Raw genomic sequence first — 23,321 nt, 5'->3', positions numbered from 1 at the left:
CGGGAGGGCGAAACCAGAAACATCAGCCAAAACGCGGCAATTCGGAACAAGCACCCATAAAACGACAACCGTATTGCCAGGCCGGTATCAAACCCGCCCCGATACCCCGCAAAGAATCTCCCTGAAAATCACCCCAACCCACGCAAGGTCAGCGCCGCCAGCGCCAGCAACAACACCCCACACCCGGCATAACTCAGACGATGCCAGAGCAACGAAGTATTGCGCCGCAGCCAATCCACCAGCGCCGCACAAACGAAACACCAGACCAGCGAAGCGAGCATGAAGCCGGCGAAGAACACCAGCATCTGCTCACTGGTCGGCGTGCCCTCGACGATCCCGGCCAGCGCACTGCCCAACGCGCCCCAGAACACGATGTTCTTCGGGTTGGATAGCGACAGCAACGCGCCAGCGGCAAAGGCGCTGCGAGCCTGTGCGTCGCCTTCTTCCTCCTGTTGTGGCGGCTGCCAGGCATCGCGCAGGCCCTGCACGCCCAGCCAGGCCAGATAGGCGGCGCTGGCCAGCGTCAACGGCACGCGTACGCTGTCCTGGCCGAGCAACAACACCAGGCCGCTCAGACCGATCAATGCCCACAGCGCATCACCGATCAACGAGCCAAGCTGCACCAGCAATGCCGGGCGATAGCCGCCACTGAGACCACGACGCAAGGTTTCACTGAATACCGCCCCTGGCGAGATGACGAACGCCAGACCGAACAGCACGGCAGCGATAAAGACCGTCAACATGGCACGACTCCCCTCTAAAGATGGCGCCGATTATGGCGCGGCGCCAAGGGAGACGCTTGAACCGGATTGCTCAGCAGCGCAGCAAGGCCTGATAGCGCCCAGGGCTGATGCCGTAGGCAGCGCGGAAGTGACGGTTCAGATGGCTCTGGTCGGCAAAGCCCAGCGCATGAGCCACTTCGCCGGCAGGCCTGCCCTGACGCAACAGCCCCTGTGCACGACGCGTACGCAGTTGCATGGCCCACTGCCGGGGGCTGAGGCCGGTGTGTTTCTGGAAGCTGCGCAGCAGATGGAATTTCGACAGACCCAGTTCGCTGGCCATTTCCTCGAGGCTAGGGCTGCGCTGCAGATTGGCAGCCAGCAACTCCTGCAGACGAAGCACGGCGGCATGCCCCACCTCACGGCGTGACACCAGGCCGACACCAGCACCGGCGGCCACCCGCGCCAGCAGCAGGGTCAAGCGCTCCTCGCCGCGCTCGCGCAAGAGCGTATCCTCACTCAGACAGGCCTCGACGGCGCGACCCAGCTCGTTCGCCAGCACTGCGTCATCCTGCCAGGGGCGCTCGAACTGCACGGCACTCAAGCCCAGGCTGGTCGCCAGACTCTCCACCGGCAGGTAGACCCCAACATAGCGCCACGGCTGGCCTTCGGCTGCGCCGCCGCCCTGGATTTCGCCGGGATTGTAGGTGGTGATGCAGCCGGCAGGAGCCGTGAAGGTACGACCATCCAGCCACACCTGCTCGTCGCCCAGCAGGTTGGCGCTGATGACGAATTCGTCGTGGCTGTGCTTGTCGAAGTGCTGGCCAGACGACGCGCAACTGGCGACCTCGAGATCGCCCAGACGCGCCAGGCGCAAGCGGCCGTCAGATGATTCCGGCATCTTCGAGCAACTGCTCGAGGCCGATCAGGTCGGGAATACGCACCACGTCCTCACCGACCCGAGCCGCGCCCAGTTCCAGCGGAGCCAACGCCACATCGGCGGCCGGCAGGTCGCTCTCGACCTTGAATGAACGCGGAATACCCTGCACCAGCAAGGCAATGAACTTGACCTTGGCACGCCCACCGAGGGCGTTGAGCACGGCTACCCGGGCACTGCCGCCGAGTTGCGCCTGGGCGCCACTGGCCGCCTCGAACGACAGCAGCGGCAGACGCAGGTCACGCCAGGCGATCTGGCCGAGGTACCAGTCCGGCATGCCCTCATCCGCTTGCGGTGCGCGGTAGGGAATCAGCTCGGCGACAGCGACGTTGGGCAGCAGCAGGGTACGGTCGGCCAGCGGCACCAGCAGGCCGGTGAGGCTGGCGGCACTGTTCTGGGTGGCAACGGCTTGGCTCATGGAAACGTCCTTAACTGCAATGTTCGGCGATGTGATTGACCAGGGCCACGGCCAGCTCGCGCGGATCGGCACTGAAGACGCTGTAGCCACCCTCGCGCAGGCTGTCGGGCATGCTCGGGCTGGCGCAACTGTCAGCGCGCTGCGTCCAGATCACCCCGCCCTGGCGTTTGACGTAGGCGGCGGCGGCGCTGCCATCGCTGCCCATGCCACTGAAGACGATGACCCCGCACTGAGCGCCAAACTGCTGCGCCAGGTTGAGCATCATCTGGTCGATCGAGGGGCTGTAGGGCTCGGGCCAACCGCGCTCGGCGATCTGCATGGTGCCGTCTTCGGCAAAACCCAGCTCATGGTTGATCGGCGCGACCACCACTTCGCCACAGCGTACCGGGTCACCATGGCGGGCGCTGTTGACGTGCCATTGGCTGTGCCGGCCAACCGCTTGCGGCAATGCCGCTTCGAAGCTGGCATCGATGTGCTGGGCATAGATGAAGCCGATGGGCAGCCCGCCCGGCAGCGCATCGAGGAAGGCCTTGACCGCCGCCGGCCCGCCCAGCGAAGCCGCCAGCAACCACACCTGGCGCGCGGGCTCGCCGGCTTTCAGCGGGGTATCGGCCAGCGCCTGGGGCAATTCCAGGCGTGACGGGCGCTGCCCTTCGTCGAGCAGCGCCTGCAGGCTAGGGCCGACCGCCTGGGTTGGATCGCCAACCAGACGCTTGAGCTTGCCAAACAGGCTGCGCTCCCAACGCGGGTAGTTCTCCGAATGCCGCTCAGGAGCATGGCCTTCGCCGAACAACACCGGTGCGCTGGCGTGTTCGAGCAGGCTGTCGACCAGCGGCGAGTCTTCGGACTGGGCCAGATCCACCAGCCACAGATCGGTCTCGCAGGCGGCCAGGGCGTCTTCATCGAGGCGCGCCGGGTCGCTATTGAGCACCACGTTATAGCCGCCACCGATCAGTGCCTGCTGCAGCACATGGCGCTGCAGCGAGGTGTCGGCGATGACCGCGATACGAGCTGCGGTTCTTTCCGTCATGCTTCATCCCCTCGCTGACCACTCACCAGTTGCATGATGCTGTCGAGCAGCAGGGACTCCTGATAAGGCTTGCCGAGGTACTGGTTGACCCCGATGGCCATGGCCCGCTCGCGGTGTTTCTCACCGGTACGCGAGGTGATCATGATGATCGGCAGATCCTTGAGATTTTCGTCGTGACGCACCAGGGTCGCGACCTCGAAGCCGTCCATGCGTGGCATCTCGATGTCCAGCAGCATGATGTCGGGCTTGTGCTCCTGCAGTTGGGCGATGGCGTCGACCCCGTCCTTGGCGGTCATTACGTTCATGCCGTTGCGCTCGAGCAGACGGCTGGTGACCTTGCGCACGGTGACCGAGTCGTCCACCACCATGACCAGCGTCGGGCGCACGGCCTCGACCTCTTCGGCGACGACCTCGGCGCGGCCCAACTGACGCGGCGTAAGCTGGTTGAGCAGGCGCGCATGCAGAGTGCGGATGGTCGCCAGCAGATCGAGAATCACCACCACACGACCGTCACCGAGGATGGTCGCACCGGAAATACCGTGCACTCCGGCGAACTGCGGGCCCAGACTCTTCACCACGATCTCGCGCGAACCGGCCAGGCTGTCGACCTGCACCGCCACGGCGTGCTCGCTGGAACGCACCAGGATCACCGGCAGCGGCAGGCTTTGGCCAACGAGCTTCGGATGCTGACCGTTGTTCAGCAGGTCGCCCAGGTACTTCAGCTCGTAGGCCTGCCCGGCGTACTCGAAGCGCGGCGCATCAGGCGCGTAGTAGGCCTCAAGCTCGTAAGGCGAGACGCGCACGATACCCTCGATGGTATTGAGCGGGATGGCGTAGAGGTCTTCGCCGGAATACACCATCAGCGCGCGGTTGACCGAGACGGTGAACGGCAGGCGAATGGTGAAGCGCGTGCCCTGGCCGACGTTCGAGTCGATGCTCATCGAGCCGCCGAGCTGCTTGACCTCCGAGTGCACCACATCCATGCCGACGCCACGCCCGGAAATCTGCGTGACCTTCTCGGCGGTGGAGAAGCCGGCTTCGAGAATGAACTGCAGCACCTCGTGATCGCTGAGATCGCTGCCCTCGTCCATCAGCCCACGTTCGATGGCCTTGCGCCGTACGGCATCGAGGCGAATGCCGCCCCCGTCGTCATCCAGGGTGAGGACGATATCGCCGCCCTCACGGCCGAGATTGAGGCGGATGGTGCCGGTGTCCGGCTTGCCTGCGGCGCGGCGCACCTCGACGGGCTCGATGCCATGGTCGACGGCGTTGCGCAGCATGTGTTCCAGCGGCGCGACGATACGTTCGAGCACGGTACGATCCATTTCCCCCTCGGCGTTGCCGACGAGGAATTCCACCTGCTTGCCCAGCTCACCGGCCACCTGCCGGACGATCCGACGCAGGCGTGGCACCAGGCGGTCGAACGGCACCATGCGCGTGCGCATCAGGCCTTCCTGCAGCTCGGTGTTGACCCGTGCCTGCTGCAACAGCAGCGTCTCGGCGTCGCGGTTCTTCGCCGCCAGGGTTTCCTTCAGGTCGAGCAAGTCGGAGGCCGACTCGAACAGCGCGCGCGAGAGCTGCTGCAGTTGCGAGTGACGATCCATTTCCAGCGGGTCGAAATCCTCGTAGCCGGCACGCTCGGCTTCAGCCTGGTAGCGGCTGAGAATTTGCGCCTGGGTTTCGGTGTCGAGGCGGCGTAACTGGTCGCGCACACGGTCGATGGTCGCTTCCATCTCGCTCAGGGTGAAGCTGACATCGCTCACCTGCTGCTCGACACGGCCACGGAAGATCGAGGTTTCACCGGCCAGGTTGACCAGCCCTTCGAGCAGTTCAGCCGGCACCTTGACCAGTTCCTGCGGCGCGCGGCGCGCGGCGGCCTCATCGGCGGCTTCGCGCGCACGCTGTACGAAGGGCAGGATCTTGTCGACCTGCACCTGCGCCGGTTGCTCGCTGGCTGCCACGATCGAGGTCGAGGCGGCACGCGCAGGCTCCGGCGCGGCGACCGTCTCGACGGGTGCTTCGTCCTCCAGACTTTCGTCCAGACGCAGGCGCAGTTGATCGAGTTCCTTCTGCAGCCCCTCGAAGCCGGACTGCACATCGAGGAACAGGCTTTCCGGCCAGGGCGCGCCCTGCTGCAGGGCCTCGCTCAGGTGCTGCTCCAGGGCGTGGCTCATGTCCCCGAGACGCTTCTGCCCGGCCAGGCGTGCACCGCCCTTGAGGGTGTGCAGGATACGCAGCATCTCGTCGATGGCAGAGGCGTCGTCGCGCTGCTGTTCCCAGCGCCCGATGGCGGCTTCCATCGCTTCCAGCAGGTCGTCACCTTCCTCGAGGAAGATTTCCAGAATGTCGCTGTCAGCTTCGTGGTCAGCGCCACTTTCGACCACTGCCTTGAGCTGTATGGCAGAGGGAATGCTGACCTGCTCGTCCGGGTTGGCGCGGAAGCGCTTGATCGCCTCGATCAGGGCGTCGCCCTGCGGCACGGTGCGCCTGGCACGTACCGCGTCGAGCATCTCTGCCAGACGGTCATGGCAGGCTTGCAGGAGCGTGAACAGCTCCGGGCTGGCGCGCATGCGACCAGTACCCAGCCCCTCGTAGAGGAATTCGAGTTCATGGGCGAGATCGCCGATCTCGCGAATCTCCGCCATGCGCGCACCACCCTTGAGGGTGTGCAGGTCGCGCTGCAGGGCTTCGAGCTCCAGACTGTTGTCGACATCCGCCATCCAGCGCTGCAGGGCGGCACCGGCGCTGTCGATGATGTCGAAACCTTCCTCGAGGAAGATTTCCACCAGTTCGGGGTCACGTTCGTCATGCCAGTCGGACTGAGGCTGTGCTTCGGGCTCGGGCTCGGGCTCGGGCTCGGGCTCGGGCTCGGCAACAGGATCGTCCTCCGCCGGCAGGGTGTCGAGCGTCAGCGCCTCGATGTCCATACCGGGTTCATCGGGCTCGCTCTGCGCATCGGGCAATTCCTCGACCTCGGCCAAGGCTGGCAAGGACTCGGCGATTTCTTCGCCAGCCAATGCAGGCTCTTCATCCGGAGTCTCGTCGATCACCGACTCGGGCTGTACGACGGCCGGAGCCAGGCCCTGCCCGGTACCGGCCTGGCGGAACTGGCGAATCGCCTGGATAAGGTCATCGCCCAGCGTCAGCGGCTGGCGCGCCTGCAGTTGGTCGAGCATCAGCCCAAGTCGGTCATGACTGCGCTGCAGCAGGTCGCCGAGCTGAGTGGAATAGGCGTAGCGACGATCCACCAGGCCTTCGTAGAGCGACTCCAGCTCATGGCCGAGGTCGCCGATAGGACGAATCGCCGCCATGCGCGCGCCGCCCTTGAGGGTGTGCAGATCGCGCTGCAGGGAAGACAGCGGCAGGGTGTTGTCCGGCTCGCTGAGCCAGCGTTCCAGAGCCTGACCGGCGCTCTCGAGGATATCGACCGCCTCTTCGAGGAAGATCTCGACCATCTCGTCGTCGAGATCGGCATCCAGCACCTGCGAGGAAACCGCGGGTTCCGGCGCCTGCTCGGCAGGCTGTGGCAGCGGCTCGTCCTCACCTGACGGCTCTTCAATATCGGCGTGCAGAGCTTCGGTGGCAGCATCCAGATCGAGGACTTCAAAACCCTCGGCGCCAGGTGTCAGCAGGGCCAGCGTGGCCGGATCCAGCGCTTCGTCGAGCAATGCGCGCAGGGCATCGACCCGCTCGGGCTGTGGCGTGACCTCCAGCGCGGCAGCCACCTGATCCATCATACCGATCAGCGCTTCGTGAGCCTTTTCCGCCTCATCGAAGAAGCGCTCGCTGACCGCCAGGCTGCCTTCTTCGACCGCGCCATAAAGATCCAGCAGCGCTTCGCACAGCTCGTCGATCTGCGGCAGCTCGGCCATCTCGGCACCACGGCCCAGGGTGGTCAGCTCGTCCAGCAGGGCCGACAGCTCCTGGCGCTCGGCAGGGTGCTCGCGCCATTTGCGCAGCAGATCCTCGGCATCGAGCAGGATGTCCATGCCTTCGGCGAGGAAGATGCCGATCAGTTGTGGATCGCGGACTTCACCGCGTTCGCCGTGGCGTTCGCCCTCGGCCTGCTCGAGGCGCTCCTGATGCAGCGCCTGTACGCGGGCCAGGAAGGCTTCGGCACCGTCGATGGGGGCCAGCGGTCGGCTTTCCAGTTGCTCAAGGCCGGCGCGGAAGAGTTTCTCGGCCTGACTGAGCAGCTCGGCGGCAGCCAGATCGACCGGTATCAGGTTGGTCTTGAATTCCTTGACCAACTTCTCTAGCGGCGCGGCGATTTCCGCAACCGGCAGAATGCCGGCCATGTAGGCACTGCCCTTGAGGGTATGCAGCGCCCGCTGCAGGTCATCGGTCACCGGTTGCGGCAATTCCTGCGCGCAATCGGCGAGAAAACCAACCAGGGTATCCAGGTGGGTCTCCGCCTCGTTGCGGAAAATCTCCAGCAGTTGTGGGTCGAGGGGCTCGCCATCGAGGGGTTCGCTGTCCCCAGGCTCATCATCGAGCGATTCAGCAGCGATCGGCGCGCCGACCTCGACTTCCTCGACCAGGGCTTCGACGGCCGGCTCGTCTTGCACGGTGCTATTGGTAGCCTCGGCGTCGCCCACGGACTCGGCTACCTGTGCGGCGACCGGGGCGTCAGATTTTGGGGGCGTCAGGCCCTTGGCCAGGGCATGCGCCGTGGCCGCCAGCAGGTCGACATCATTGCGTTGGCGCTGAGACTTGGCAGCGAACTCGTCGACCAGCGCCGGCATCAGCGCGACCACGTCCACCACCACCTGTTGCACGGCCTCGCCGGGCTCGATACTGCGTTCGAGCACGCGGTTGAGGAGGTTCTCGATCGACCAGGCCAGCTCGCCGATCACCAGCGCACGCACCATGCGTCCGCTGCCCTTGAGGGTATGGAAAGCGCGACGAACCTCGATCAGCGCATCCTTGTCCTCGGTATTGGCCTGCCACTTCGGCAGGTACTCGGCGATGGTTTCCAGCACCTCGCCGGCTTCCTCGATGAAGACTTCGAGCAGCTCATCGTCCACCGGCTCTTCGTCGGCAGGCGGCGGCAGCAAACTGGGCGGCACGTCGGCGGCAGGTGGATTGATGGCCTGCACCGGTGCAGCCATGACGTCGGCCATGGACAGCGGCTTGTCCACCTCGACAGAGTTAACCACGGGCTCCGGCTCTACAGCGCTGGGCAGCTCGACTTCGGGCAGATCCAGGTCGGCCAGTTCCAGTTCGTCCCATTGCGGCGCAGCGGCCTGTTCGTCGAGGTCGAGTTCGATTTCGTCGAGCCGGTACTCATCCGCAGCGGGCGCTACCGGCTGCACTGCAGGCAAGTCTTCGAGGGGTTCGAGATCGAAGGTGACGGTTTCGGCCGGCAGCGCCTCGAAGGTCGCCGGCTCGACCAGCGGCTCGGCATCCAGCAGCCATTCGTCCTCCACTGGCGTGGTCGGTTCGACCTCGTCGATCAGTGACTCATCCAGCGGCTGCTCCAGCTCGCTGTCCTCGGCACCGAGCAGCTCGATTTCCTGCAGCGGATCGGCGAGCGGTGCCGGCGTTTCCAGCGACGGTTCGACAGTGTCGAGAATCGAAGGTTTTTCCTGCAGCGGATAGCCAAGCGCCTCCAGGCTTTCCTCGGCGACGTCGAGAATCAGGTCACCCTGGGTGCCGTGATCTTCGGCCAGGCGCTCGAGGTAGTACTCGACGCTGGTGATGGCATCGGCCAGGGTGTCGAGGCTCTGCCAGTTGGGCACCGCCTTGCGTGCCAGCAGTTGCTCCTGAATGTAGCGATTGCAGGCGCTGAGCAGGTCGGCAGCGCGTTGCAGAGGGATCATCGCCAGACCGCCACGCACCTGGGTGAGCAGCTCGGGCACACGCGCCAGATGCTCGTGATTCCACTGCGACGCGATGAATTCGATGATCGCGTCCTTGGCCTGTTCCAGGCCGTTGCGCGCTTCCTTGATCACCAACTGGTGAATCTGCCCGACATCGGTGGTCGGCAGTCGGCTCTGCTCGCTCTGGCTGTCCTCGCTCGGGCCAACCATGCCGGCCAGCGTCGCTTCGACATAGAGCAGCGCGCCGGCAACATCCATCAGCACCGCATCGTTTGGCTCGCGCTGACCGAGAGACAGGCCATGGATCACATCGATCTGGTCGAGGATCACCTTGCGCGGCTGGCCGAAGCCCAGCACGGCCAGGGTATCGGCGATCTGCTTGAGCGGGGCCAGCAGGGCATCCAGTTCGCTGGGCTGGTTGCGGTCGCTGCGCACGAACAGATCCAGGCTGTCCTTGACCCGCACCAGCTCCTCGCATAGGGCGGCCACCACCGAGCGCATGGCATCGCGGTCGGGACCGGCCAGGCGGGCGCGTTCCTCGTCCACCACTTCGGTGTCCGGCAGTGCCTCGTCCAGGCGGTATTGTTCCTTCAGGGCGCGGATGCGCGGCGATTGCGCCGGCGCCTTGGCCACGTAGAACAGCAGATTCTTGGTCAATTCATCAGGCGCGGCCTGGTTGATACCGTCGGCGCCCTGCTCGACCAGACGCTTGAGCTCCTTGTCGACCTGGCGCAGCAGGGTTCGCACCGAAGTGCCGTTGACCACGCTGCCATTGGCCAGGCCTTCGACCATGCCGGAAGCAATCTGCCACAGGCCACCGAGCGGGGCCTCCTTGCACAGGTTTTCCAGGCGCGCGAAAACCCGCGCCATGTAACCGAGATTGGTGGCCAGATCCTGATTGCGGATCACCCCGACCAGCGCCATCTGCAGCATCTGCCGCAGCTTGCGCAGCAACACCGGCAGCTCGGCGGTGCGCAGACGTTCCAGGCCACCCTCCGGCAACGCCGGTTGGCGAACGGACATGTCCGGCGAGAACAGGCTGGTTTCCGACAGCAGCTTCTCGCCACGGGCGGCACGCAGGTCGTTGAGCAACGGCAGCACGACCATGGGCAGGTCGCGGCGCGCGGTCTGGATACGGTCGAGGTACACCGGCAACTGCAGGATGGCCTGCATCAGCACTTCCAGCGCCTCGCCCTGGTTGGCCACGCGGCCTTCCATCAGCGCCTTGGCCAGTTGCTCCATTTCCTCGGCCAGTAGAGCGGCGCCGTAGAATTCGACCATCTGCAAGGTGCCATGCACCTGGTGCACGTAGGTCAGGCAGAAGCGCATGCGCGTCGGATCCTGCGGGTTCTCGACGAACGCCTCCAGGGCCTGGCGCGCCTGCTTCAGGGTTTCCGCGATCTCGCCTTTGACCCACTCCAGGGCGACATAATCATGCCGATCACCCATAGCCACTCCACTCATAAACTTGGCCTTATCCCTTGCGGGTAAACGCCAGAACACGCTCGTCGGCTACCGGCACCAGCTCCGGATGCTGCCAACCGGCTACTTCACCCACACCCACCACCAGCAAGCCACCCGGTGCCAGGCTCTCGGCCAGGCGATTGAGGATGTCGCGGCGGCGCCAGCGGCGGAAGTAGATCAGCAAGTTCTGACAGAAAATCACGTCCATGCCGGACATCGGCGCCTTGGCCAGTTCCAGCACATTGAGCCTGGCGCAGCACACGCGCGCAGCCAGGCTCGGTACCACCTTGAAGCGTCCATCGGCCTGGGCGAGGAAATAGCGCTCGCGCAGCTCGTCACTCACCTGCTCCAGCCTTCGCGCCGAGTAACAGCCCTCGCGGGCCTTGCTCAACGCGCCCTGACTGATATCCGTACCGGTCACGGCGAAATGTTCCGGCGACTCGCTACCCTGCAATGCTTCGGCGGCCAGGATGGCCAGCGAATACGGCTCCTCGCCACTGGAACACCCTACGCTCCAGAATTCCCAGGGCTTACCCAGCCCGGCCGTCAGACGCTCCTGCAGATAACGGCTCAACACGTCGAACGACGGCAGGTGGCGGAAGAAGCGCGTCTCCTGCACGGTCAGACGATCCAGCAGGGTCGACCACTCCACCGCGCCACGTGGCCCATCGGTCACCTGACGGTAGTAACTGGCGTAGTCCGTGACGCCCAATTCGCGCATGCGCGCGCTCAGATTGGTCTGCAGGAATGCCCGGCGCTGTTCGCTGACGACCACGCCGGTACGCTCTTCGAGGAGCGTCTGCCAGTCGTGAAAGTCCGTCTGCGACATCTCGGCCGTGGGCGTCAACGCCCAGATGCCGGCTGCCTGCATACCCTGCCCCTCGCCCTGAGTCATGGCTATCCAGCGGAGGCCGCGAGCGACCTCCGCACTCCTCTATCAGACCGGGTCGCGGCTGTCCGGGAGGGTGAAGCCCGACACCGACTTGCGCATCTCACTGGCCATCTTGGCCAGGTTACCGATGCTGCGTGCGGTGGCGGTGGTACCCGAGGACGTCTGCGAGGTGATCTCCTGAATCACGTTCATGGTGTTGGAGATGTGGCCGGCCGAGGAGGCCTGCTGGCGGGCGGCGTTGGAAATGTTCTGGATGAGGGCTGCGAGGGTCTTGGATACCTTCTCGATCTCTTCCAGTGCCACACCGGCGTCCTGCGCCAGACGGGCACCACGCACCACTTCGGAAGTCGTCTGCTCCATGGAGATAACGGCTTCGTTGGTGTCGGTCTGAATGGTTTTTACCAGCGCCTCGATCTGCTTGGTCGCCGCCGAGGAACGTTCTGCGAGGCGTTGTACCTCGTCCGCTACCACGGCGAAGCCGCGGCCCGCATCACCGGCCATGGACGCCTGGATCGCGGCGTTCAGGGCGAGGATGTTGGTCTGGTCGGCAATGTCGTTAATCAGGCTAACGATGTCACCGATCTCCTGGGACGATTCACCGAGGCGCTTGATCCGCTTCGAGGTGTCCTGGATCTGCTCACGGATGTTATCCATGCCGGTGATGGTGTTGTGTACGACTTCGTTGCCCTTGTTGGCGATGGCTACGGAACGTTCCGCTACCGCGGACGATTCGCTGGCGTTCGCCGATACTTGGTCAATCGACACGGCCATCTCGTTGATCGCCGCAGAGGCGCCGGCAATTTCCTGCGCCTGGTGCTCGGAAGCCTCGGCCAGGTGCATGGCGGTCGCCTGGGTTTCCTGAGCAGCCGAGGCCACCTGCACGGCGGTCTGGTTGATGGTTTCTACCAGGTCGCGCAGCTGGTCGATGGAGTAGTTGATGGAGTCGGCGATGGCACCGGTGAAGTCCTCGGTTACCGTCGCGGCCACGGTCAGGTCACCGTCGGCGAGGTCGGCGATTTCGTCGAGCAGTCGCAGAATCGCCGCCTGGTTACGTTCGTTCTTCTCGGCAGTCTCGGTCAGACGGCGGTTGGTTTCACGCACCATTACCAGACCGATGAGGATGATCGACGCCAATGCCAGGGCACCGAGGACATAACCGAACAGGGTGTTGACGGTACGCCCGGCAGCCTGATCCTCGAAACCGACGGCCAGGGCGGAAGCCTTGTCCAGCAGCGTTTGCGAAACGGTGAAGATGGAGTTGGCGGACTCCCGCACCTGGAACAGTTCCGGCGAGGTTTCCAGAATCTCGTCCACGGAACCGGATACGAATTCGAACAGCTCGGAAATCTCCGACAGGCGCTCCAGCGCCTCGGTGTCGGTCACCTTGGTGATTTCCATGGCGGCGTTGCCTTCGAGCATGGCGTTGAGCACACGCCCGAACAGGCTGGCATCGCGACCGAACATGTCGGCGGCCTGCACCGAGTCTTCGTCACCGGCCAGTACCTTGTTCACCGAACCCAGAATACGTTCAGCCAGCAGCGACTGACGCTGGGCCACGGCGACCTGAGCGGCCGGCGCACCGCTTTCCAGCAGGATGTCGACGACTTCTTCGTACTCGACCTGCAGTTGCGGAATGGTTTCGGCCAGAGTGGCGGCTACCTGGTGCAACGACAGTACGGTCTGCTCGCTGGCCAGAATGGCGTCGGCGTTTTGCCGCAAGCCATCCCAGTCTTTCTGCACGGCAGCCATCTGCGGCTGAACCGCCTCGGGCGCCGGCGGCAGGCCGGTGCTGGCGTCACCATCGGTGAGGAAGCTCCAGCGCTGCTGGAAGTCGTTACGCGCATCACGCAGCAGGCCGAAGGCCTCTGCCTTGCCCGTCGCGGCTTCCGTGGCGTTCTTGGCGATACGCTGCGACAGTACGCGCAGCTCACCGGAGTGACTGATGTACTCGGTGTCGTAGTTCGATTGCGTATTGATGTACGCGAAGTTGGCGAACTCCAACACGATGGAGACGATCAGCACGACGAACAGCCCCGCAATCAGCGTGCTGCTACGTGTCCCGCCCAACAGATTGCTTGCATTGAGTTTCTTCATTATCTGGCCCCCGCCTGGACCGACCGCACTACGGTTCCCGTATAACGCCAAAGGGCCGGCAGAACCGACCCAACCGAAATTCTTCTAATAAGCGACATCGAGAAACACCTGATCCCGCGTCAAGGCATGCGGGCTGAAGACCAGCCAGGGTTGCTCACGCTGAAATACACCGTGGATAAACGGCGCGATGCTCGCCTCGAGAGGCGGCAACTGCTCGGAGAAGGTATCCACGGGGAAATGTTGCATACCGAAGACTTCATCGACCGTCAGGCCAGCGAAGATGTCCTGGTGATCGACCACCAGAACCCGCCGCAGCTTGCGCAGCGGCGACAGTTCATTGCCGAAGAAGCCACACAGATCCATGACCGGCAGCAGGCGCCCGCGTACGTTCGCCACACCCTTGACCCAGCCCTTGACCCCCGGCAACTGCGTGTAGCGAGGCTCGTGCAACACCTCGCCAACCTCCCCCATCGGCGCCACGAACAGGCGCTCGCCCATGCGAAAACCGATACCACTCCAGGTTTGCACCGCAGCCTGCTGAGAAGGCAGACCGGCCGCCAGCGCACGACAGCGCTGGTCGATCTCACGGAGAATCTGGAAGGGAGTCAGTACGTCCGACATGCCGCCGTGGCCTTCTTCTTATCGAGTAAGCGGACAGTCCGGCGTCAGCCGGCCAGAACCGAATTGAGGGTTTTCAGCAGCGTGTCTTCATCAACCGGTTTGGTCAGGTAGTCCTTGGCGCCCTGGCGCTTACCCCAGACCTTGTCGGTTTCTTGATCTTTGGTGGTGACGATGATCACCGGAATGTGGCTGGTTTCGGCGTCCTTGGTCAGTTGACGGGTCGCCTGGAAACCGTTGAGGCCCGGCATGACGATATCCATCAGCACGGCATCGGGCTTTTCCTGGCGCGCCAAGGCGACGCCATCGGCACCATTTTCCGCCTTGAGTACCTGATGGCCGTGCTTTTCCAGCATGGCGGTCAGCTTGTACATCTCGGTCGGGGAGTCATCAACAATCAGAATTCGAGCCATGGTCTATCCCAATACAGAAGAAGCGTAGGAGCCCTAGGGCCACGACGTCAGGAGGCTTGTTCCACCGGGGTGAAGTCCGGCACATGGGTCTTGATCGCCCCGAGCAGCTCTTCCTTGCTGAAAGGCTTGGTCAGGTACTGATCGGAACCCACGATACGGCCCTTGGCTTTGTCGAACAGGCCGTCCTTGGAGGACAGCATGATCACCGGGGTGGATTTGAAAGCACTGTTGTTCTTGATCAGGGCACAGGTCTGATAGCCATCGAGACGCGGCATCATGATGTCGACAAAGATGATGCGGGGATGAGTGTCGGCAATCTTGGCGAGGGCATCGAAGCCGTCGACCGCAGTGATGACTTCGCAACCCACCTTCTTCAGCAGAGTTTCCGCGGTGCGACGAATCGTTTTCGAATCGTCGATCACCATCACTTTCAAACCGTCGGAATGCTGTTCCATGTTCGCCCTACCATCGCCTCGGTGAGTCGTTATTTACGCGTTATCAGTATGCCTGAGGCCCAGTTTCCGGTAGGCCTGCGGCCCACCGTCGGGCCTTTTTAGCACACTCTCCACATGCAAGCTATAAGCCCGCCTGGCGGCTTTTCGCCCTTGACCACGGCCCCGCCTGGCGCCACCCTGACAACCCTTGTTGGGCCCGGCCGATGCGGCCGACGCCTGTATTTTTCTCGCGGAGAGTCACCCCATGAGCCTTCGTCTCGGGATCGTCATGGATCCCATCGCAGACATCACCTTCAAGAAAGATAGCTCGCTGGCCATGCTGCTGGCGGCCCAGGCTCGCGGCTGGTCACTGTTCTACATGGAGCAGCAGGATCTCTATCAGGCGCGCGGCCAGGCTCGTGGCCGCATGCGCCCGCTGAAAGTCTTCAACGACCCTCAGCGCTGGTTCGAACTGGACGCCGAACAGGACGCCCCCCTTGCTGAACTGGACGTGATCCTGATGCGCAAGGATCCACCCTTCGATAACGAGTTCATCTATTCCACCTACCTGCTGGAGCAGGCAGAGCGCGATGGTGTGCTGGTGGTCAACCGCCCGCAAAGTCTGCGTGACTGCAACGAGAAGTTCTTCGCCACCCAGTTTGCCCAATACACGCCGCCAACCCTGGTCAGTCGGCGAGCAGATATTCTGCGCCAATTTGCCGATGAGCACCGTGACATCATTCTCAAACCCCTGGATGGTATGGGCGGTTCGATGATCTTTCGTCACCGCGAAGGCGATCCCAACCTTTCGGTGATTCTGGAAGCCCTCACTCAGCATGGCAGACAACAGATCATGGCGCAGGGTTATTTGCCGGCAATCAAGGATGGCGACAAGCGCATCCTGATGATCGATGGCGAGCCGATCCCCTATTGCCTGGCGCGCATTCCCGCCGCAGGCGAGACGCGCGGCAATCTGGCCGCCGGCGGCCGAGGCGAGGCACGCCCGCTGACCGAGCGCGACAAGGAGATCGCGGCAGCCGTAGGCCCGACTCTGCGCGAGAAAGGGCTGATCTTCGTCGGCCTGGATGTGATCGGCGAGCACCTGACGGAAATCAACGTCACCAGCCCGACCTGCATCCGCGAGATCGATGCGGCCTTCGACACGCGCATCGGCGAACGCCTGATGGAGTGCATCGCCGGCAAACTCGGCGCAAAAGCTTGACGCAGGTTACAGCCTGGCGCTTCAGGCTTGCAGCCTGAAGCGTCGCGCCGCAGACTGCGCGTCACCCAAAGCAGACCCGATACACGATGAACGCAGCAGCCACGCCTCCCGTCACGCCCTCCGCCGCCGTCCGCCCGGCGGATCGCCTGGGCTTCACGCTGTTCATCGCGGCCGCGCTGCATGTCGCGGTGATTCTTGGCGTGGGCTTCACCCTGGAGCCGCCACCGCAAATCAGCAAGACGCTGGAAATCACCCTGTCGACCTTCAAGAGCGAGGAGAAGCCCAAAGAGGCTGATTTCCTCGCCCAGGACAATCAACAAGGTAGCGGCACCCTCGAACAAACCGCCGCGCCGAAGACCACCGAGCAAGCGATTTTCCAGGACAGCGAGGCGCGCAAAGTCACCCCACCCGCCACGCCACAACAACCGGCTACCAAGCAGGAAGCCCCCAAGGCCGCCGTCGCCACGCGCGCACCGCAGCCACAGAAAACTCCAGTCAAGCGTGAGGAAAGCAAACCCACGCCCAAGACACCGCCAGCCCCCGTCTTCGACTCGGCACAACTGTCGGCGGAGATCGCCAGCCTGGAAGCCGAGCTGGCCCAGGAAGTTCAGGCCTACGCCAAGCGACCGAAGATTCTACGCCTGAGCGCCGCCTCCACCATGCGCGACAAGGGCGCCTGGTATAAGGATGAGTGGCGCAAGAAGGTCGAGCGCATCGGCAACCTCAACTACCCAGACGAAGCCCGTCGCCAGCACATCTATGGCAGCCTACGTCTACTGGTGTCGATCAATCGTGACGGCAGCCTAAAGGATGTGCAGGTGCTGGAATCCTCCGGACAGCCGGTTCTCGACCAGGCCGCCCAACGCATCGTGCGCCTGGCCGCACCCTACGCGCCTTTTACTGGTGACCTGGCCGATATCGACCAGTTGGAGATCATCCGCACCTGGCGCTTCGAGCGCGGCGACCGCCTCTCGAGCAATTGACGGCGCCGCCGCAAGCCTCAGAAGCCACCCACGTCCACCCGGCCTTTCGCTTTTACTTGCAGCTTGTGGCTTGCAGCCTGCAGCTTCAAACTAAGCGACATGAAGAATTCAGCCCCCACCTCGCTCAAGCACCATTTCCTGATCGCCATGCCGCACATGGCCGATCCGAATTTCGCGCAGACCGTGACCTACCTGGTCGAGCACAACGAACAGGGGGCAATGGGCCTGGTGATCAACAAGCCCAACGGGCTGAACCTGGCCGATGTTCTGGAACAGCTGCGCCCGGATGAGGAGCCGGCCGTGCTGTGCCACAGCCTGCCGATCTTCGCTGGCGGCCCGGTGCAGACCGACCGAGGCTTCGTCCTGCACCCGGCCGGCCAGCAGTTCCAGGCCACGCTGGAGCTTGGTGAACTGGGCCTGTCCACCTCGCAGGACGTGCTGTTCGCCATCGCCGATGGCAGCGGCCCGGACAAATACCTGATCACTCTCGGCTACGCCGGCTGGGACGCCGGGCAACTGGAGGCAGAACTGGCCGACAACGCCTGGCTGACCTGCCCCGCCGACAGCGCCATCTTGTTCGACCTACCCTTTGACCAGCGCCTGAACGCTGCTGCCGCCAGCCTTGGCATCAACCTCAGCCTGCTCACCTCACAGGCTGGGCACGCCTGATGAGCGATAAACCACTGCGCCTGCTGCTTGGCTTCGACTACGGCACCAAGCAGATCGGCGTCGCCGTCGGCCAGGTGATCACCGGCCAGGCCCGTGAGCTGTGCGTGCTCAAGGCGCAGAACGGCGTACCGGACTGGAGCCGTGTCGAAGCGCTGATCAAGGAGTGGCAGCCGGATGCCGTGGTGGTCGGTCTGCCGCTGAACATGGACGGCACGCCCAGCGAGATGAGCGCCCGCGCGGAGAAGTTCGCACGCCGCCTCAACGGTCGCTTCAACCTGCCGGCCTACACCCACGACGAACGCCTGACCACCTTCGAGGCCAAGGGCCAGCGCCTGCGAGAAGGCCAGAGTGGCGGCTACCGCGAGCGCCCGGTCGATGCCATTGCTGCAGCCTTGCTACTGCAGGGCTGGCTAGAGGAAAACTGCACGGGCTGATCGAGTCGGCCCGCACCAAGGAGTTTCGCCATGCTACCGAACCCCAACGACCTGCTGCCGGCCATGGCCAGCGCCCTGACTCAGCACCTGAACCAGCGCCAGATCAGCGAGCCGCGTTTCATCGGCATCCGCACCGGCGGCGTCTGGGTCGCTCAAGCCCTGCTCGCCGCCCTGGATCGCGACGACGCCCTAGGCGTGCTGGATGTGTCCTTCTACCGCGATGATTTCACCCAGAATGGCCTGCACCCGCAGGTGCAACCGTCCGAGCTGCCGTTCGAGATCGAAGGCCAGCACCTGGTGCTGATCGACGACGTATTGATGAGCGGGCGCACCATCCGCGCCGCGCTGAATGAACTGTTCGATTACGGCCGCCCGGCCAGCGTGACCCTGGTCAGCCTACTCGACCTCAACGCCCGCGAGTTGCCGATTCGCCCCGATGTGGTTGGCGCGACCCTGTCGCTGGCCGCCAACGAGCGGGTAAAATTGTCCGGCCCCACGCCGCTGACCCTCGAACTCCAGACGCTCGCCAACTGAGACTCCCTGCGATGACGCCACTCGCCGCCAAGCGCCCGCTGCAACTGAACGACCAAGGTCAGCTGCGCCACTTCCTCTCACTCGACGGCCTGCCCCGCGAGCTGTTGACCGAAATCCTCGACACTGCCGACTCCTTCCTCGAAGTCGGCGCGCGCGCGGTGAAGAAAGTCCCGCTGCTGCGCGGCAAGACCGTGTGCAACGTGTTCTTCGAGAACTCCACGCGCACCCGCACCACCTTCGAGCTGGCCGCCCAGCGCCTGTCGGCTGACGTCATCAGCCTCAACGTCTCGACCAGCTCCACCAGCAAGGGCGAGACGCTGTTCGACACCCTGCGCAATCTCGAGGCCATGGCCGCCGACATCTTCGTCGTGCGCCATGCCGACTCCGGCGCCGCGCACTTCATCGCCGAGCACGTGTGCCCGAACCTGGCGATCATCAACGGCGGTGACGGCCGCCACGCGCACCCCACCCAGGGCATGCTCGACATGCTCACCATCCGCCGCCACAAGGGCGACTTCGAGAATCTGTCGGTGGCCATCGTCGGTGACATTCTGCACTCGCGGGTGGCACGCTCGAACATGCTGGCGCTGAAGACCCTGGGCTGCCCGGACATCCGCGTCATCGCGCCGAAGACCCTGCTGCCCATCGGCCTGGAGGAAAGCTACGGTGTGCGCGTATTCAGCGACGCCAACGAAGGCCTCAAGGATGTCGACGTGGTGATCATGCTGCGCCTGCAACGCGAGCGCATGCAGGGCGGCCTGCTGCCCAGCGAGGGCGAGTTCTATCGTCTGTTCGGCCTGACCGAGCAGCGCCTGAAACTGGCCAAACCCGATGCCCTGGTGATGCACCCAGGCCCGATCAACCGCGGCGTGGAGATCGAGTCGGCAGTGGCTGACGGCCCGCAGTCGGTGATCCTCAACCAGGTCACCTACGGCATCGCCATCCGCATGGCCGTGCTGTCGATGGCCATGAGCGGGCAGAACGCCCAACGTCAACTCAACGCCGAGGAGGCCAACTGATGCGTACCGCAATCCTCGGCGCCCGCGTGATCGACCCGGCCAGCGGCCTGGATCAGGTCACCGACCTTTATATCGACGGCACCAAGCTGGTCGCCATCGGCCAGGCGCCTGCTGGCTTCGTCGCCGACAAGACGCTCGACGCCCAGGGCCTGATCGCCTCACCCGGTCTGGTCGACCTGTCGGTGGCCCTGCGCGAGCCGGGCTACAGCCGCAAGGGCAGCATCGCCACGGAAACCCTGGCTGCTGCGGCCGGCGGCATCACCAGCCTGTGCTGCCCGCCGATCACCAAGCCGGTGCTGGATACCTCGGCGGTGGCCGAGCTGATCCTCGACCGCGCCCGCGAAGCCGGACACACCAAGGTCTTCCCCATTGGCGCGTTGAGCAAGGGCCTGGCTGGCGAACAACTGGCTGAACTGGTTGCGCTGCGTGACGCTGGTTGCGTCGCCTTCGGCAACGGCCTGGATAACTTCCGCAGCAGCCGCACCCTGCGTCGTGCGCTGGAATATGCGGCCACCTTCGACCTGCAGCTGATCTTCCATTCGCAGGACGCCGACCTGGCCGAAGGCGGCCTGGCGCATGAGGGCCCGACCGCCAGCTTCCTCGGCCTGGCGGGCATCCCGGAAACCGCCGAGACCGTGGCCCTGGCCCGCGACCTGTTGCTGGTGGAACAGAGCGGCGTACGCGCGCACTTCAGCCAGATCACCAGCGCACGTGGCGCCGAGCTGATCGCCAACGCTCAAGCCCGTGGCCTGCCGGTAACCGCTGATGTCGCGCTGTACCAACTGATCCTCACCGACGAGGCGCTGATCGATTTTTCCAGTCTCTATCACGTGCAGCCGCCACTGCGCTCGCGGGCCGACCGCGACGGCCTGCGCGAAGCGGTGAAGGCTGGGGTGATCTCGGCCATCGCCAGCCACCACCAACCGCACGAACGCGATGCCAAGCTGGCCCCCTTCGCCGCCACCGAGCCGGGTATCAGCAGCGTACAACTGCAACTGCCGCTGGCCATGAGCCTGGTGCAGGACGGCCTGCTGGATCTGCCGACCCTGCTGGCGCGTCTGTCCAGTGGCCCGGCTGCGGCGTTGCGTCTGCCGGCCGGCAAACTGAGCGTCGGCGGCGCTGCCGATATCGTGCTGTTCGATGCGCAGGCTTCCACCGTCGCTGGCGAGCAGTGGTACTCCAAGGGCAGCAACTGCCCCTTCATCGGCCATTGCCTGCCCGGCGCAGTGCGTTACACGCTGGTCGATGGGCATATCAGCTATCAGGCTTGAATGAGTCGGGCGTACTCGCGAAGCAGTACGCCTTTGGCAGGAGTATTGGGCGTGAGCGGTGGCGCCGAACGCTGCATGGGCCGGCGGACTGTTCGCTGGCGCTCCTGAGTCCGCCCTACGCCCCTTAAAGCCCGTATTTCAGCAAGGACTCCGAGCCCGCCACCTGGCGGGCTCGCCTTTTTCTGCATCTACAACGCCCATGTCTTTATCTCAGTGTTCCTCTGCGGTTTGGCGGCGATATTGGACGAATGAGTGACTCGGCGGTCATCATCCACGTCAGGTTAGGCAGCCAAATCTTTCCAAACGCCACCGCCCTATGACCCTGCCCGCGCATCCAGGCGCCGGCCCGGTGTCGCGCTGGCCTTGTTCAGGAGCTTTTGAGTTATGTCGCGCTTACCTGTGATCGTGGGTTTCGGGGGTTACAACGCAGCCGGGCGCAGCTCCTTCCACCATGGTTTCCGCCGCACCGTGCTGGAATCGCTCGAGCCCAGGGCCCGTCAGGAAACCCTGGCCGGCCTGGCGCAGATGATGAAGCTGGTGCAGGTGGTCGAGGGTCAATACCGCGACCAGGATGGCCAATCGCTGAGCCATGCCGAGATCGAGGCCCGCTTCGCCAACGAGATTCTCACCGGCACCCTGGTGCGCCGCATCGAACGCCAGCATCTGGATCCCGATGCCGCTCATTGGCAAAAGAGCATCACCCTGGACGCTGGCCAGCAGCCGCTGACCTTCACCACCTCGCGCAAGCAACTGCCCGAGCCGCTGCCCGCCAACTGGTCGGTGGAGGAACTCGACGGCAACGAAGTGCGTGTCACCCTGCACGACAGCTGCGAATTCAAGGTCGACAGCTACCGCCCGCTGGCAGTGAAGTCTGCCGGCCAGTTGCCCACCGGCTTCGAGCCGAGCGAGCTGTACAACGCCCGCTTCCACCCGCGTGGCCTGGCCATGACGGTAGTTGGCGTCACCGATGCCCTGCGCTCGGTCGGCATCGAGTGGCAGCGCATCATCCAGCACGTGCGCCCGGATGAAGTCGCGGTATTCGCCGGCAGCGTGATGAGCCAGCTGGACGACAACGGCTACGGCGGCATGATGCAATCACGCCTGAAAGGCGGCCGCGTTACGGCCAAGCAGCTGGCCCTGGGCCTGAACACCATGCCGGCGGACTTCATCAACGCCTACGTGCTCGGCAGTGTCGGCACCTCTGGCAGCGTCACCGGCGCCTGCGCCACCTTCCTCTACAACCTGCAGAAGGGCATCGAGCAGATCGCCAGCGGCAAGGCCCGCGTGGTCATCGTCGGCAACAGCGAAGCGCCGATCACCCAGGAATGCATCGAGGGCTATGGCGCCATGGGCGCCCTGGCCACCGAAGATGGCCTGCGCCAGATAGAGGGCAAGGATGAAGTCGACTTCCGCCGTGCCAGCCGGCCGTTCGGCGAGAACTGCGGCTTCACCCTGGCCGAAGCCTGCCAGTTCGCCGTACTGATGGACGACGAGCTGGCCCTGGAGCTGGGTGCCGACATCCACGGCGCGGTGCCGGACGTGTTCATCAACGCCGACGGCTTCAAGAAATCCATTTCCGCCCCCGGCCCGGGCAACTACCTGACCGTGGCCAAGGCCGTGGCCAGCGCCGTGCAACTGCTTGGCGTGGAGGCCGTGCGCAGCCGCAGCTTCGTCCACGCCCACGGCTCCAGCACCCCGGCCAACCGCGTGACCGAGTCGGAGATTCTCGACCGCGTCGCTGCGGCCTTCGGCATCCAGCAATGGCCGGTCACCGCGGTGAAGGCCTTCGTCGGCCACTCCCTGGCCACAGCCAGTGGCGATCAGGTGATCGCGGCCCTCGGCGCCTTCAAGTACGGCATCGTGCCGGGCATCAAGACCATCGATGCGGTGGCCGGTGACGTGCATCAAAATCACCTGAGCCTGTCCACGGAAGACCGCAAGCTGGGTGAGCAGGCGCTGGACGTGGCCTTCATCAACTCCAAGGGTTTCGGTGGCAACAACGCCAGCGCCGTGATCCTCGCCCCGCACGTGGCCGAACGCATGCTGCGCAAGCGCCATGGCCAGGCCGCGTTCGATGCCTACCTGGCACGCCGTGCAGGCACCCGCGCTGCCGCAGCGGCCTACGACCAGCAGGCGCTGCAGGGCAAGCTGGACATCATCTACAACTTCGGCAACGACATGATCGACGACCAGGCAATCTCCATCACCACCGAGGAGATCAAGGTGCCGGGCTTCGAGCAGCCATTGGTGTTCAAGAAGGACGATCGCTACAGCGACATGCTCGATTGAGCGGTCGCGGTGGGAAGGGCCTCCGAACCGTAGGGCGGGTGCAACCCGCCATGGTCGAT

General features: G+C 64.3%; 18 protein-coding genes. 8 read left to right on the top strand and 10 right to left on the bottom strand.

Annotated elements, in window-relative coordinates; all coding sequences use genetic code 11:
* Nucleotides 1–128: 128 nt before the first annotated feature.
* From ACODS1_RS18595 to pilG, 10 genes are all read right to left on the bottom strand, one after another.
* Nucleotides 129–743, bottom strand: coding sequence for a LysE family translocator (locus ACODS1_RS18595; protein WP_159969964.1), 615 nt, complete (start codon nucleotides 741–743; stop codon nucleotides 129–131).
* Nucleotides 744–813: 70 nt separating this feature from the next.
* A complete protein-coding gene (locus ACODS1_RS18590; protein WP_489086828.1) occupies nucleotides 814–1,620 on the bottom strand; it encodes a helix-turn-helix domain-containing protein in 807 nt (268 codons plus the stop codon).
* A complete protein-coding gene (locus ACODS1_RS18585; protein ID WP_489086827.1) occupies nucleotides 1,604–2,074 on the bottom strand; it encodes a chemotaxis protein CheW in 471 nt (156 codons plus the stop codon). The genes ACODS1_RS18590 and ACODS1_RS18585 overlap by 17 nt, the downstream gene beginning before the upstream one ends.
* Nucleotides 2,075–2,084: 10 nt before the next feature.
* Nucleotides 2,085–3,104, bottom strand: coding sequence for a chemotaxis protein CheB (locus ACODS1_RS18580; RefSeq protein WP_322979417.1), 1,020 nt, complete (start codon nucleotides 3,102–3,104; stop codon nucleotides 2,085–2,087).
* Nucleotides 3,101–10,375 (bottom strand): Hpt domain-containing protein, encoded by a 7,275-nt coding sequence (locus tag ACODS1_RS18575; protein ID WP_489086826.1) that lies wholly within the window; start codon nucleotides 10,373–10,375, stop codon nucleotides 3,101–3,103. The genes ACODS1_RS18580 and ACODS1_RS18575 overlap by 4 nt, the downstream gene beginning before the upstream one ends.
* Before the next feature lie 25 nt (nucleotides 10,376–10,400).
* The gene (locus ACODS1_RS18570; protein WP_489086829.1) at nucleotides 10,401–11,261 is read right to left on the bottom strand and encodes a protein-glutamate O-methyltransferase; all 861 of its coding nucleotides are present in this window, start codon (nucleotides 11,259–11,261) and stop codon (nucleotides 10,401–10,403) included.
* Nucleotides 11,262–11,327: 66 nt separating this feature from the next.
* Complete coding sequence (locus ACODS1_RS18565; protein ID WP_322979419.1) at nucleotides 11,328–13,376, bottom strand: methyl-accepting chemotaxis protein; 2,049 nt, start codon at nucleotides 13,374–13,376, stop codon at nucleotides 11,328–11,330.
* Between the two features lie 84 nt (nucleotides 13,377–13,460).
* On the bottom strand, nucleotides 13,461–13,997 hold the full coding sequence (locus tag ACODS1_RS18560) for a chemotaxis protein CheW (protein ID WP_322979420.1): 537 nt from the start codon (nucleotides 13,995–13,997) through the stop codon (nucleotides 13,461–13,463).
* 44 nt (nucleotides 13,998–14,041) lie between these two features.
* Nucleotides 14,042–14,407 carry a twitching motility response regulator PilH gene (pilH, locus tag ACODS1_RS18555; RefSeq protein WP_220802053.1) on the bottom strand — a complete coding sequence of 122 codons (366 nt, stop codon included), beginning with the start codon at nucleotides 14,405–14,407 and terminating at the stop codon, nucleotides 14,042–14,044.
* Nucleotides 14,408–14,454: 47 nt separating this feature from the next.
* Complete coding sequence (gene pilG / locus ACODS1_RS18550; protein ID WP_159969955.1) at nucleotides 14,455–14,862, bottom strand: twitching motility response regulator PilG; 408 nt, start codon at nucleotides 14,860–14,862, stop codon at nucleotides 14,455–14,457.
* A 244-nt stretch (nucleotides 14,863–15,106) separates the two neighbouring features.
* Between pilG and gshB the strand changes: the two genes are divergently transcribed.
* The 8 genes from gshB (at nucleotide 15,107) to ACODS1_RS18510 (ending at nucleotide 23,262) form a co-directional block, all read left to right on the top strand.
* The gene (gshB, locus tag ACODS1_RS18545; protein WP_322979421.1) at nucleotides 15,107–16,063 is read left to right on the top strand and encodes a glutathione synthase; all 957 of its coding nucleotides are present in this window, start codon (nucleotides 15,107–15,109) and stop codon (nucleotides 16,061–16,063) included.
* 86 nt (nucleotides 16,064–16,149) lie between these two features.
* Nucleotides 16,150–17,046: a TonB family protein gene (locus ACODS1_RS18540; protein ID WP_489086825.1), complete on the top strand. Its 897-nt coding sequence runs from the start codon at nucleotides 16,150–16,152 to the stop codon at nucleotides 17,044–17,046.
* A gap of 99 nt (nucleotides 17,047–17,145) precedes the next feature.
* On the top strand, nucleotides 17,146–17,715 hold the full coding sequence (locus ACODS1_RS18535; protein ID WP_322979423.1) for a YqgE/AlgH family protein: 570 nt from the start codon (nucleotides 17,146–17,148) through the stop codon (nucleotides 17,713–17,715).
* Nucleotides 17,712–18,149 carry a Holliday junction resolvase RuvX gene (ruvX, locus tag ACODS1_RS18530; RefSeq protein WP_099522898.1) on the top strand — a complete coding sequence of 146 codons (438 nt, stop codon included), beginning with the start codon at nucleotides 17,712–17,714 and terminating at the stop codon, nucleotides 18,147–18,149. Before ACODS1_RS18535 ends, ruvX begins: the two co-directional genes overlap by 4 nt.
* Nucleotides 18,150–18,179: 30 nt before the next feature.
* Entirely contained in the window at nucleotides 18,180–18,683 is a 504-nt protein-coding gene (pyrR, locus tag ACODS1_RS18525; RefSeq protein WP_489086824.1) for a bifunctional pyr operon transcriptional regulator/uracil phosphoribosyltransferase PyrR, read from the top strand.
* An 11-nt stretch (nucleotides 18,684–18,694) separates the two neighbouring features.
* On the top strand, nucleotides 18,695–19,702 hold the full coding sequence (locus tag ACODS1_RS18520) for an aspartate carbamoyltransferase catalytic subunit (protein ID WP_011920651.1): 1,008 nt from the start codon (nucleotides 18,695–18,697) through the stop codon (nucleotides 19,700–19,702).
* Complete coding sequence (locus ACODS1_RS18515; RefSeq protein WP_489086823.1) at nucleotides 19,702–20,973, top strand: dihydroorotase; 1,272 nt, start codon at nucleotides 19,702–19,704, stop codon at nucleotides 20,971–20,973. The genes ACODS1_RS18520 and ACODS1_RS18515 overlap by 1 nt, the downstream gene beginning before the upstream one ends.
* Nucleotides 20,974–21,357: 384 nt before the next feature.
* A complete protein-coding gene (locus tag ACODS1_RS18510) occupies nucleotides 21,358–23,262 on the top strand; it encodes a beta-ketoacyl synthase (RefSeq protein ID WP_489086822.1) in 1,905 nt (634 codons plus the stop codon).
* Nucleotides 23,263–23,321 lie beyond the last annotated feature (59 nt).

Source organism: Pseudomonas sp. FG29, from assembly GCF_057809355.1.
The sequence above is the reverse complement of the archived record's forward strand: the minus strand, read 5'-3'. Positions and strand labels throughout refer to the sequence as shown.